General features: G+C 35.5%; 13 protein-coding genes. 7 read left to right on the top strand and 6 right to left on the bottom strand.

The features are described 5' to 3' along the window. Positions 1-300 precede the first annotated feature (300 nt). Positions 301-1,998: an adhesive domain-containing protein gene (locus ACVWNY_RS00455; protein ID WP_218327101.1), complete on the top strand. Its 1,698-nt coding sequence runs from the start codon at positions 301-303 to the stop codon at positions 1,996-1,998. A 548-nt stretch (positions 1,999-2,546) separates the two neighbouring features. Continuing rightward, a complete protein-coding gene (locus ACVWNY_RS00450) occupies positions 2,547-3,245 on the top strand; it encodes a helix-turn-helix domain-containing protein (protein ID WP_218327102.1) in 699 nt (232 codons plus the stop codon). 65 nt (positions 3,246-3,310) lie between these two features. Here the strand turns inward: ACVWNY_RS00450 and tsaA are convergent, their stop codons facing one another. Further along, on the bottom strand, positions 3,311-3,787 hold the full coding sequence (gene tsaA, locus ACVWNY_RS00445; protein ID WP_454071506.1) for a tRNA (N6-threonylcarbamoyladenosine(37)-N6)-methyltransferase TrmO: 477 nt from the start codon (positions 3,785-3,787) through the stop codon (positions 3,311-3,313). A 74-nt stretch (positions 3,788-3,861) separates the two neighbouring features. Further along, a complete protein-coding gene (locus ACVWNY_RS00440; protein ID WP_454071505.1) occupies positions 3,862-4,692 on the bottom strand; it encodes a MerR family transcriptional regulator in 831 nt (276 codons plus the stop codon). Between the two features lie 126 nt (positions 4,693-4,818). Between ACVWNY_RS00440 and ACVWNY_RS00435 the strand changes: the two genes are divergently transcribed. Next, positions 4,819-5,490: a CPBP family intramembrane glutamic endopeptidase gene (locus tag ACVWNY_RS00435; protein WP_454071504.1), complete on the top strand. Its 672-nt coding sequence runs from the start codon at positions 4,819-4,821 to the stop codon at positions 5,488-5,490. A gap of 65 nt (positions 5,491-5,555) precedes the next feature. On the opposite strand, the gene ACVWNY_RS00430 is transcribed toward ACVWNY_RS00435, so the two are convergent. Continuing rightward, on the bottom strand, positions 5,556-6,311 hold the full coding sequence (locus ACVWNY_RS00430; RefSeq protein ID WP_454071503.1) for a DeoR/GlpR family DNA-binding transcription regulator: 756 nt from the start codon (positions 6,309-6,311) through the stop codon (positions 5,556-5,558). Positions 6,312-6,464: 153 nt separating this feature from the next. Between ACVWNY_RS00430 and ACVWNY_RS00425 the strand changes: the two genes are divergently transcribed. Genes ACVWNY_RS00425 through hxlA form a run of 3 tightly spaced genes read left to right on the top strand, consistent with a single transcriptional unit; the run spans position 6,465 to position 8,624 of the window. Then, entirely contained in the window at positions 6,465-7,421 is a 957-nt protein-coding gene (locus ACVWNY_RS00425; RefSeq protein WP_454071502.1) for a class I mannose-6-phosphate isomerase, read from the top strand. Between the two features lie 3 nt (positions 7,422-7,424). Beyond that, a complete protein-coding gene (gene hxlB / locus ACVWNY_RS00420; protein ID WP_454071501.1) occupies positions 7,425-7,988 on the top strand; it encodes a 6-phospho-3-hexuloisomerase in 564 nt (187 codons plus the stop codon). 9 nt (positions 7,989-7,997) lie between these two features. Further along, a complete protein-coding gene (hxlA, locus tag ACVWNY_RS00415) occupies positions 7,998-8,624 on the top strand; it encodes a 3-hexulose-6-phosphate synthase (protein WP_454071500.1) in 627 nt (208 codons plus the stop codon). 45 nt (positions 8,625-8,669) lie between these two features. On the opposite strand, the gene ACVWNY_RS00410 is transcribed toward hxlA, so the two are convergent. From ACVWNY_RS00410 to ACVWNY_RS00400, 3 genes are read right to left on the bottom strand one after another with little or no spacing between them, the layout of a single operon-like run. Next, positions 8,670-9,563 (bottom strand): SDR family oxidoreductase, encoded by an 894-nt coding sequence (locus ACVWNY_RS00410; RefSeq protein WP_454071499.1) that lies wholly within the window; start codon positions 9,561-9,563, stop codon positions 8,670-8,672. Continuing rightward, positions 9,556-10,425 carry a glycosyltransferase family 8 protein gene (locus ACVWNY_RS00405; RefSeq protein WP_454071498.1) on the bottom strand — a complete coding sequence of 290 codons (870 nt, stop codon included), beginning with the start codon at positions 10,423-10,425 and terminating at the stop codon, positions 9,556-9,558. Before ACVWNY_RS00405 ends, ACVWNY_RS00410 begins: the two co-directional genes overlap by 8 nt. Then, positions 10,418-11,275 carry a glycosyltransferase family 8 protein gene (locus tag ACVWNY_RS00400; RefSeq protein WP_454071497.1) on the bottom strand — a complete coding sequence of 286 codons (858 nt, stop codon included), beginning with the start codon at positions 11,273-11,275 and terminating at the stop codon, positions 10,418-10,420. Before ACVWNY_RS00400 ends, ACVWNY_RS00405 begins: the two co-directional genes overlap by 8 nt. A 282-nt stretch (positions 11,276-11,557) precedes the next feature. Between ACVWNY_RS00400 and ACVWNY_RS00395 the strand changes: the two genes are divergently transcribed. Beyond that, positions 11,558-12,739: a DUF3114 domain-containing protein gene (locus tag ACVWNY_RS00395; RefSeq protein ID WP_454071496.1), complete on the top strand. Its 1,182-nt coding sequence runs from the start codon at positions 11,558-11,560 to the stop codon at positions 12,737-12,739. Position 12,740: the final 1 nt, after the last annotated feature.

Genomic DNA, 12,740 nt, shown 5'->3' with positions numbered 1-12,740 from the left:
ATTAATATCACAAATTATGTATTTATAATTTTTATAACTCTATCCTTTCAAATTCGTATAGTTATCTACTAAAAATTATTTTTTTACACTGTTTAATATATTCATAATTCATACATTTCTAGTTTTTTTTCTTTTTTCATAAAAAATATAGACAAAAAAACTCCTTAATGTTAACATATATTTGCAAAGATTAATTTAATATATCTTTAAAGATTATATTGAGTTATCTTATTGGCTGTATTTTGCTTAAACTAAGTTAACGAATAACAGCTTGCACATTAAAGATTACGGAGGTATAGAATGAATATCAAAGAAAAAAAGGCGTTTAAGTTAGGTGTAGTGGCGGTTGCCAGTTTAACTTTCGGCGTTGCTACTGCCGTGCCTGTCTTGAGTACCCATACAATTATGGCAGAGGCAGCAGTAATTAATGGGAACATTAACGAGAAAACAGATTTCTCAACTGATTTCCCAACCATTGCTAGTTTTGGTTCACACACTGGTAACTTCACAGTGCAAAACTCATCATTAGCAGAGTTCCAATTAATTTTGAAAGGGAACAAAACAGCAAAAATTCAAGTTCCTTCTCAATTAGCAGGTTTAGTAAGTGCAACAGGTGATGCAGGAGTTACAGTACAAATGGGGCTGGATTTGTCTGAAAATATCCCGTTAATCGACCAATTCTTGAATACAACTGATGAAAAATTAAGAGCCCTTATGCAATTAATTGACGATCAAAGTATTCTTGGTTGGAGTGTAAATGCTGAAGAAGTTTACAATGCAATGGACGCAATTGGTCAATTACGTAACCTTGATGTTGCTGCAACATCATCAGCTATTGGTGTTTCTCAAGATGGCAGAGTATTATCTGCACAATTTGATGATGCAACAGTTCGCTTTATTGCAAACAAAATCAATGATCTTGTTACTGCATTACAAAATGCAATTAATGCATTCCAAGTGAACAATCCTAGTTTCCCAATTATGACAATTATTATTAACACTATCTTTGAACCAATTAAGAAACTTGCAAATGGTGTGTTAGGTTTATTACCTACTGGTGCTAACGCAGTTGCTGATTTCGTTAAATTGATTGGTGATGCAGCAGTCTTGAAATCATCAAGCGTAACTTTCCCAGTTGCAATGAATACTGATGAAAATTGGTTTAAAACAAACGCTCCTAATGGTTTAACTGTTGATTTCACTGGTGCTGTTGACGAACCAGAAATTATTTCATTTGATATCTTTGAAAAACAAGGCAATAACACTGTGCCAATTACTTTCGCTGATATTGTTGCTCCAAATGCACCAATCGTTGGCACTGTTACTGGTACTGAAAAAGCTGGCTATTCATTTGACGTAACTGCTGAATCTGGTTCAATCGTTACAGTTACTGATAAAGATAATAAAACTGTTGCAACTTCAAGCGCTGTTCCTGGAACTGTTGACGGTAAAACAACTGGTCGCGTTTCATTCAAAGACTTAAAAGTTGATGCAGGTAGTGTATTAACAGTAAAAGCAACAGATAAAGCTGGTAACATCAGCGATGCTGCTACAGCAACAATGCCTGGTACTAAAATTACTAAAGTACCATTATACCGTGCTTACAACCCTAACTCTGGTGAACATTTATACACCATAGATAAAGGCGAGTTTGATGGCGTAATCGCTGCTGGATGGAACGATGAAGGTATTGCTTGGGTATCTCCTTCTCAAGGTGATACAGTTTACCGTGCTTACAACCCTAACTCTGGCGAACATTTCTATACGAAAGACGCTACTGAATTTGCAGGAGTTGTTGCTGCAGGTTGGAACGATGAAGGAATCGGCTTCTACTCTAGTACAGAAAAAGATGCTAAATACTCTATCTACCGTGTATTCAATCCAAATGCTACCGGACCAGGTTCTCACCATTATACAAAATCTGAATCTGAAAAGAATGGTCTTGTCCGTGAAGGCTGGGCTGATGAAGCTGTTGGTTTCTACGGTATCGCAGAATAATAAACGCTTTAACAACCTTTGTATTCATTAGAATTCTAAAAAACACTTCAACGCTCTTTGTTGAAGTGTTTTTTTGTCCTTTAATTTTATTGTTTTAATCATTTTCTCTTCTACTATTTCACTCCTATCTTCCTGCAACATAATAATTAGACGAAAAAATACATCATGTAATAAAAATATTAATTAATTAAATATAAAAATATATGAACAAAGATTGATAAACGTTCAATCACGTCATTTAGCATTGATGGTAAAATATTTTTACGGTATCCATTAGAGAAATATTAATTAATTCTTATACTCCGGTATTATTCACTGATATGGTTTGCCAATTTTATTCTTTCCATATAGCATATAGAAGCCCCAAAAAAATCTCATTCTAATAAAAAAATGTTTATTTTGAATCCCAATAACCAATAACGATGGTTATTGAAACCAAAAATCAATACTAATCATTTATAATAAATGCTAAAATACAGTATAATCTAATAATAAAGTTACAAAACTCGACTATTATGGTTGATTGTACTTACGAAAGGAAATTTTTTATGAATATTTTATTACTTACAAAAAGCGTGTCGTTTGAACAATCTTTCTCCCAACAGCTTAATTTCATGGGCCATGAAGTTTTTAGTAGTAACCAATTGTTAAAGAGTCTAGAAGAAAGTTGGCCAGTCAAAAGTATTTTTGATTACTTTGATGCGATTATTTTTAGCGAAACAGTCTCAAATGAAGAGGTCCGTAGTATTCTATCGGAGCAGAAAGAAATATTTAAGGATGCACTAGTTTTTAGAAAGACAAGTCAAACCCTGAACGACGAAGAGCAACAGTTATGGAAACACATTGGTATTTTTGGCTTTATTTCTAAGGATACCTCATTTGAAACGATTCGTGATTTATTATTTTTAAAAGAAAAAAACAATTTAATAATGGGTTCTTTTCAACAAGAATCGTCAGCAACATTACAAGATGATGACCCAAATAAATTTCTAGAATTTACTTATACGAGTTTGTCTTCGCAAGAGCGAACGGTCTTCAATATTTTATGGCAATCAAAAGATGAATACGTGACTCGGGAAGAACTTGCTCAAAGTATTTGGGGTGGTGAGTTAACAAAATCTAAGGAAAGTCGGTTATCAGGAATCATTAAAAACGTAAATAAAAAATTGGTTGAAGCTGGATTTTTTGAATATCAAATCACTACTTCTTGGGGTAAAGGGTACAAATTAGGCAATTCTTATCGCTAATTTTTTATGCAACCTTCCAAAAAAACTGCTGACTCGCTATTTTAAACGAGTCAGCAGTTTTTTTGCTAAAACATGAATTCATTTTCCCAATCAAAATCGCCTGAGCTTTCATAATTTTCTGGCCAGTGAGCACTCCATTTTGGGACACCAGGCTGCTCCACTTTATCGGCACTTGGCGTATAAGGCTTTAAATCTAAAACTGGCGTACCATCAAACGCATCAATATAGGGCACGATAATCCGTCCAGTTGTTTCATCGATAGATAAAATATCGACAACCGTCATCGCAATCGGATTCGGACGAACTGGTGAACGTGTAGCAAAAATCCCCATCGTATCTGGTGCATTCTTATATGGTTTAGGAACTTCTAACATGCTACGCGCCTCGTCAGAATCCATCTGATTGGGCCACCAAAGTACCACTAAATGACTAAAGCCGTTTAATCCACTTAATCCTGCTGCATATTCTGCCGACAATTGAATGGCTATCTCTTCTTGATCGTTAACCACCTGACCAATTGATTTTACTGAAAAATTCTTCATTCAAATTCCCCCTTCTTATTAATTTCAGTTTAGGGTCTGACACCATGTGAGGGTCAATAATAAATCCAACAATTTTAATTGCTGGATTTTTCTAGAATCGGTATTTGAATTTCAATTAAATAATTGTCGGGGTTTTCTTCATTCCAAGGACCGCGATGAACGATTTGACGGCTATGATTTCCCATTTGATATTGTTGATGCTCCGTCAGCCAACCGGCAAAAGCCAAATAAAGATCATTTATTTTTTCGAAAGAACCATACACCATTGAGGAAGCCATTAAAGGGACTGCTTTTATTTGGTGACAACTAAACGGTGCGGGGCATGCGATTAGTTGATCAGTAACGAGACAAATTTCCATATCAACATCTTGATTTTTATATTCCGGGTCATGATAAATCGTTAACGATTCCTCACCGCTAGACAGTGAAATTTTTTGTTCTTCGACAAACATACCCAATTCTTTCCAGAGTAATCCTTCCTGAAAATAATCTTTGACTATTTTCCTTAAAGACAAGACTTGATAGCTAGGAACAGATTTAATTGTAATATTGGAATGAAGCTCGATTTTTTCTTTCACTAAGTCTTGTTTGGCGATGGCTAGTTTAGTTAGTCGTTTTTGCTCTAGTGATAGTTGTTTTTCAAGCATTAGTTGTTTTTGATCGAGAAGTTTAGCAATATTTTCCGGCTGCCATTTTTTTACGGCTGTACTAATTTCTTTTACATTAAACCCTAAATCCCGCAAAAATATAATTTGATTCAGCATGGGTATTTGCTCAGTAGCATATAAGCGATAGTTATTTATTGGATCAATTGCGGCAGGTTTTAATAATCCCACCTCATCATAATAACGTAACATTCGAATCGATACTTGCGTTAATTTAGAGAACTCACCAATTCTAAACAACTTTACCCCTCCTTCGCCTATTATTTCCTTTAAATTTTATCAAAGAGCAGTTAAAACTACCAATCAGATTTTTTAATATAATCAGCTGATAGTGTTAAAATGAAGGAAAAACTAGGAGACTTTCAGATGAACAGGCCCTTATCAAAAAGAGAATTAGCGACACTACTAATTATTCCACTAGAGTTATTTATTGGCTGGTTACTTAGTTTAACCGACTTGATCAAACTACCAGTAGCTGGTCCACTTTTTGTTTTTGGTATATTCTTTTTAGGCTTTTTAGCCGCGATTTTATTGAATCGGACGTTTTTGAAAAGCAGCTGGCAGCAATACAAAGAAAAACTATTCAAGAATTTTATGTTGAGTGTCTTATTTGCAGTTATTTTTGGTGTGATTCAGCAAGTCGATCGAGGACTAGTGCAGCCAGCAAGTATCCATGGCAACTTACTCACCATGACTGTTTTGCCAACTTTGATTGGTGCATTAATCCCTATGATGGCACCTTTTACTGAAGAATTGGTCTTTCGCCACATCTTGTTTTTCAAATGGACAACTTCAAAAACTATGACGATTCTCATGTTGTTTGTTTCTTCCATTTTATTTGGACTAGCGCACTTTAACAACTTTCAAGGTCAGCTTATTTATACTTTACCTTTAATGGCTGGCGGTTTCTTGTTTGCCCTTTTCTACTATTGGAAGAAAAATATTTGGTTTAGTTTGATGGCGCATTTTATTTACAATGCAGCATTTTCATTTATACCAGCCGTTGTTATTTTATTTTTCCAATTTTTTACTCACTAAATAATGATTAAGATCAGCTGGAACAATCAACAACACTTGATTATTCCAGCTGGTCTATTTTTATCTTAATTCGTATAAAAAAATAATTCCTCAGGAAATGCCTGTCTTTCTACTTCAGTCAAGTTTCTTTCCACAATGACAACATCTAAATTCTGATAATCGACATAAGAATATAATCCAGTATTCTTTAGTTTTGCTGAATCTGCTAAAACGATATTTTTTTTGCTTTGCTCCACCATTATTTTTTTGATTTCCAATTCTTGATAAGAACGAATGGTTGGACCTGTCGCTGAGAATCCATCACAGCCAAGAAAAGCCACATCTAAATTCATTTCTTTAATAGCTTGGATTGCCCAATCTCCTACATACGAATTGCTTTTCTTTCGATACAATCCGCCAGTTAGTAAAATTTGATTGTCAGAATTCGCTAGTACTTGACTGATTTGAAGTGAGTTAGTAACGATTGTCAAATCATCTCTCATCACTAATAATTTAGCCAGCTGTAATACGGTGGTGCTGGTATCTAGTAATATTGCCGCATTCTCTGGAATAAAATTTAAAGCCATTTCGGCCACTTTAATTTTTTCTGGCAGTTGGGTATTTTCTTTAACAGAAAATTCATTTTCAAAAAAAGTATTGGCCTTTGTTACTAAACCGTGCTTCTTCTCAATTAAATTTTTTTCATCTAAAAAACTAACATCTTTACGAATGGTCTCCGTCGTTACCCCCAATTCATCCGCTAGCTGATTGATACTAATTTCTCCTTTGGTAATTACTTCATGTAAAATTTTATTTTTACGCTCTTCACTGGTTAACTTCATTTGTTTTCTCCTTGAAATCATTTTGTTTATTATAGCATATCCAACTTATCAATTGGTATTTATCGATAAAACCAAATTTTTGCTTGAATTTTTTCTTGTCAGCGTTTATAATTTGTTTAATCACATAAAACAAACTAAAGGAGTTGGTTTTAATTGGAAAAACAAATTTATAAAATCTCACCATTCTTCGAACCAAGAATTTGGGGTGGCGATCGCATCTTAAAAAACTTCAATTATCAAACGGATTTATATCCTATTGGTGAAGTTTATAATGTGGTGGCTCTTCCTGGTGAGGCCGATTGTAAAGTTGAAGGAACAGATCTCACTTTGTCAGAGCTTTATCGAGCTTATCCAGATTGGTTCAAATGCGATACTGAACAATTGCCGATTCGCGTAAATTTATTGGATCCACTGGCTGACTTATCTGTTCAGCTGCATCCTGATGATGCTTACGCATTGATTCATGATCATTCTCGTGGCAAACCAGAAGCTTGGGTCATTTTAGATACGCCAGAAGATGGAAAAATAGAATTTGGTCACCACGCTCATACTAGAGAAGAATTTAAAACTTTAGCAGATGCTCATGATTGGGGTAAATTATTAAAATATCTTCCAGCTAAAAAAGATTATTTTATTGATATTCCAGCTGGGACATTACACGCTATTGGTCGAGATGTACTAACTTACAATATTTCCCGCAATGCTGATTTAACTTATCGTTTATTTGATTATGATCGGATTGATCCTAATACAAAAGAACATCGTGAATTACACATCGATAAAGTTGTAGACAATGTCTTAGTTCCTGATACATCAAAAGGTTTTGTTTGGTATGAACCTTATTTAAAATCTAATTGTGAAGTGACTGATTATTGGGATGAACCTGGTTTATATGGTTTAAGTCGTGTAAAAGTAAAAGATTTTGGTTTTTATGATCTAGCTCGTTTTGCTTTTATTACTGTTGTTGACGGTGAAGGAACAATTAACAATACACCAGTGATAAAAGGTGAAACCGTCTTGATTCCAGATGGTATTTCACAGTTAAAACTTACTGGTTCATTAGATATGTTTATTGCTAGTTATAAAAATTTAACGGAAACGAGGGAATAAAAAATGGAAAGCTTTCAAATAGCTGTACAAGCAGCCAAAGAATTAAGCGAAACTTTAAGTAAGGTTGATAAAACTGAAGTTACTAAACTAGTGCAAGCCATTCGCCACAGTAAGCGTATCTTTTTAACTGGAGCAGGTCGTTCTCGCTTGATGTTACAAGCCTTTGCTATGCGTTTAATGCATATCGGATTTCAAGTTTATATTGTTGGGGAAGTTACTACACCCGCCTTTTTAGCAGGAGATTTATTAATCGCAGCAAGTGCTTCCGGCGAAACCAAGTCTATTTTACAGACAGCTCGAAAAGCCAAAGAATATCAAGGGCAGGTTGCTGTCTTCTCGATTTTCCCTGAATCTAGTTTGGGGGAAACAGCTGATATATTAGTAAAAATTCCGGCATATACTGATAAATTACCATCTTCGGCAGAAAACAAAATGGGTATTTTACCTGGTGGCAGTATGTTTGAAGAAGCCGTTTTGCTTTTAGGAGATGCCCTCATTGTTGAACTTGCTAGCGAGCAGCACGTCGACACTTCAAAAGCTTTTGCCAATCATGCCAATTTAGAATAGGAGAAAAAAATGAAATTACAACTTGCGATTGATGAATTAAACTTAAACGAAACCTTGGAACAACTAGAATCGTTAGCCCCATATATTGATATTGTTGAGGTAGGTACGCCCTTCTTAATTGATGCAGGTCGTGAAGCCGTTCGTCAAATCAAACAAAAATTTCCGCAATTAGAAGTTTTATGTGATGCAAAAATTATGGATGCCGGCGCTTATGAAGCCGAACTGGCTTATGATGCCGGGGCTGAATATGTCACTGTGCTAGGTATTACTGATGATTTAACTATCCAAGGTTGTGTGGAGCAAGCTAAGAAACAAAAACGGAAAGTCATGGTAGATATGATTTGCGTCACTGGTTTTGCCAAACGAATTCCAACATTAGAAAAAATCGGCGTCGATATCATTGCCGTTCACACCGGTGCAGATCAACAACACGCTGGTCGAACACCATTAGAAGATTTAATCGAAATGAAAAAATATACTAAACATACAAAAATTGCTGTCGCTGGTGGGATTAATAGTCAAACCATTGCTGAATATGTTGCTTTAAAACCAGATATCGTCATTGTCGGCAGTGGCATCTTAAATGCAGAAAACCCTGTCAAAGAAGCAAAGTTAATTAAAACTGCTTTAAAATAAAAAAGGCTGTCCATCTGAAAAATAGATGAGACAGCTTCTTTTTTACTATAAATTAATCGCCTCGCCACCAGTTACACCGTAAATCTGAGCGGTGACATAGCTGGCTTTATTGGAAGCTAAAAATACATATACGGGAGCCAGCTCAACTGGTTGTCCTGCGCGTTCTAATAAACTAGATTGACCGAACTCAGGCAAGGCGCCTGCTGGTTGTCCTTGATCTAATTGTAATGGTGTCCAAATTGGACCGGGAGCAACGCCGTTCACGCGAATTCCTTTAGGTGCCAATTGTTTGGCTAAACCAACCGTAAAGTTAGCAATCGCACCTTTAGTTGAAGCATAATCCAATAGGTTTTCACTAGGATTAAAAGCTTGAACAGAAGTCGTTGTCACAATTGCACCACCCGCTGGAATATAGGCTTCCGCCGCTTTAACAATCGCAAACATCGCAATAATATTAACTTGATAAGTATCTTTGACCTGTTGCATTGGTAGGTCTTTTATTTCCATCCGAGAAATTTGTTGGCCAGCGTTTAGCACTAAAGTATCTAATCCGCCTAGCTCATTAACAGCTTGACTGACGATTTCTTCTGGCGCTTGTTCATTTCTTAAGTCTGCAGGTAATAAAACCATTTTACGACCGGCAGCTTCAACATATTGTGCTACTTCTGCAGCATCTTTTTCTTCACCTGGTAAAAATTGTAAAGCAATATCTGCACCTTCTCTTGCAAAAGCAATCGCTGCTGCCCTACCGATACCAGAATCGCCACCAGTAATTAATACCCGTCGATTTTCTAATTCATGATTGCCTTGATAGCTTTCTTCACCACAATCTGGTTTTGGTTGCATCTTTTCACCTAAAGCGGGTGTATCTTGTTCTTGATCGGTAAATTTATCAGTATAATATCGTTTTCTTGGATCAATTAAATTTGGTTCAGTCATTTGGTAAGCTCCTTTGGGTTTCTAAATATTGAAAAGCTGTTTCTTTAGCGTATTTTTTATAGTATTTTTGCGTAAAGCAATCGAAATCTTGGTCCCATGGTTTTACATGTCCAGAATAATGAATGATGGATGGATGCTTTCTTGTTTCTTCATATTCCCGCTCACCTTGCGCCAACGGATGAACCACGTCTTGATTCATAATATAACCTTGGGCGTTCCATCTAGGATGTAAGATTAACCATTGATCATGTAAGATAGCATTTAAAGCATCTTGGTCGTGGAACCGTAATTTTTCAGGATTTTCACTAATGAAATTCAAGACTTTACTTGTCACCTCGTTTTTCAACCATTGTTTGATATTAATAAACATAAAGCCAGAATTAAAATAACGATCTGACAAAGTTGGAATTTGCATTTTTGCCAAACGGTTATGAAATCCAGCATCCTCTACTGCCGCTAAAATCGTATCATCTAATTTTAGCTGCCATAATTTCGTAATATCATCTAAAACGATCATGTCACAATCTAGATAAAGGATAAGTTCGATGCCCGTTCCACGAAATAATTCGGGAATAGCAATCCGGTAATAAGCTGTTTTCGGTATTCGCTCACTCACAACTACGTTTTCGAAAAACTTAGGATCAATTTTCATGAAATCCACAGTTGCATGGTTGCAATAATTTTTTACAGATAGTCGTAGCAACTGACGACTGTTAAAATCAAGTTCATCATCAATCACGTAAAAATGAAAAAAATCCTTCGATGACTGAACTTGGTCTAAAATTGAAACAAATAATGCCGCTAAGTGAGGGGCAAAATCTGAATTAGTACTAGCTACAATAACTCGCTCATGCTTATCCATTTACCTTTCCTACTTTCTTTATCTGGTTGTCAGCCAACTGGGTTAAATATTGTTGCGTGTAAGGATGACCAACCAGGGTATTCCATGGCTTATCGTGTCCAGTAAAGTGAACAATGGCCGGCTGCAGGTGACATTCTTGATACCAAGTTTGATAATGGCTATCAGGGGCAGGAAATTTGTTAAAAATTAAAGCTGTTTGGGCATTCCATCTAGGATGAAGCGGTTGCCAATTGCCGTGTAAAACAGCATTCAGTGCATCTTGATCATGATAGACAATCCGATCATTAAAAATTGTTAAAAAATCAATGGTCTTTTCGGTAATCGCCTGAGCATTCCATTGGATAACATCAATCAATAAAACACCCGAATTAAAATAGTACCCATCGACATCGCCGATTAAACGTTTTAAACCGTTTACTTCACCTACATCAATTACTGCACCGACGATATTACCATTTAAGGGCTGATCATATAATTCAGCGACATCTGCCAAACATAATACATCTGCATCTAAATATAAAATTTTATCGTATGGTCCTCCGGCTAAAAGTTTCGGTAACGAAATGCGTAAATATGCTGTTGTTGTAATGTGATCACTAACTAAAAAGTCTTGATAGATATTTCTATCAATCGTTAAAAATTGAATGGTTGCGTGATTTGTCTTACGGCTAATCACCGTTTCCAAATGACGCTTACTTGTTTTAGAAAGCCCATCGTCGATAACATAAAAACAAAGCGGACGGTTTTCTGGATTATTTTCAACAACTGAAGTAAGCATGACACTAAGGTATGGCGCATAATTTTCATCAGCTGCAGTGACTATCGGAATAACACTATTTTGATTTTCCATTTCAACCTCTCCTTTCATTTCAATGAACTTTTCACATTTAACTAGCTCATATGCCTCACCCTAGTCTCGTTATGAGAACTTTACAAAAATTGTTTACTTTCATTTTTTTTTACGATTGAAAAAAGTGATTTCTATCGAGAAATAATCCTTATTTAATAAGGATAAAATCAGCTTTCAGGAACTATTTATCAAAAAAAGTAAATTTTTTCGCAAAAATGATTCTATTCAATTATTACTAAAAACCTTCATAGAGATGTTAAAATAATTGATGAGGTGATTGTTATGTCATACATACTTGATTTGGAAGAAAAAATTGCCGTATTACCATTTTTCTTGAAACATTACCCTGCTAAAAACCGATCCTTTCTATTAGAAGCGCAAAAAATAATTCAGCAACAGATACAAGCAAAAATTTGGCTACAGCAAAAAAAGCCTGTCTTAAAACAAGAAAAATTGGTACCTATATTCTCTTTACAGCCTGAAATAGCAGCCTTGAATAATTTAGTTAACGAAAACATCCCTGCACTTAAAAATTATTTGCTCCACGCAGAAGATTATTTTTTGACTCTCGGTGTTCTGCCTTGTTTAAAACAATTAGGATGGCCAGCTATTAGCCAAGCCGCTTATCTGACAACAAACCAAGAAAATCCCAGTTTGTTAGTTGGTTCAGAAACTTTTTTATCCATGTGGAATGCCTGGAATACGCAACAGCAAACGAAAAATGCTCGAAACAAACTAACGGTCTTACTAAAATGCTTAGACTTTCCCTCTGAGTTAACGCAGGAATCTTCGGTCATTCAGCATTTACTAAGCCATTTTAGTTCTGAATTGGCACCAGATAATCCTTTTTGGCATAGTTTAGCATCGGAAGTCCAGATTGCATTTCCTGCACCTCTGACGTTGACCGATTCGTTAGGAAAACAAATCCATCAATTACGCTATCTCATTTCATTACAACAAACTGAATTTATTCGCCGACAAAAATTTGGTTTTAGTGATCACACCAAGTTGGCCTATTTTTTAAAAAATCGAAACTTCTCACTTTCAGACTCTGATCGTTTGCATCAAAAAAAGGCTCACGCCGGTTTAGGAGCCTATCCTAGTGGGTATGATGGAGGGAATTTTAAGTTGTTAATCGATTTTCATAGTGAATTTATTATCAACCGTGCTGGAAAATTTCAAAATATTTTAGATCTCAATAATTTAAATGGTGTAGTCAACGGGGCTAGTTTCAATTATGCTAATAAAAACGATAGGACTCATACTAGATTAGACGTAAAATTTGGCAAGAGTGATCCGCAATTTCGCAAAAAAATTTTGAAAAAGAATCAATACAAAGCCCCAACAAAAACCAGTGGGAATTTTTCTTATACTAATAAAACAGGTACTTACGCCATCAATGGCCGTTCCTCCAAAGAAAATAGCCAGCTATTAAAAGAACATTTCAAAAAATTTATGAGGTGAT

The organism is Enterococcus sp. JNUCC 77 (assembly GCF_054819945.1).
The sequence above is the reverse complement of the archived record's forward strand: the minus strand, read 5'-3'. Positions and strand labels throughout refer to the sequence as shown.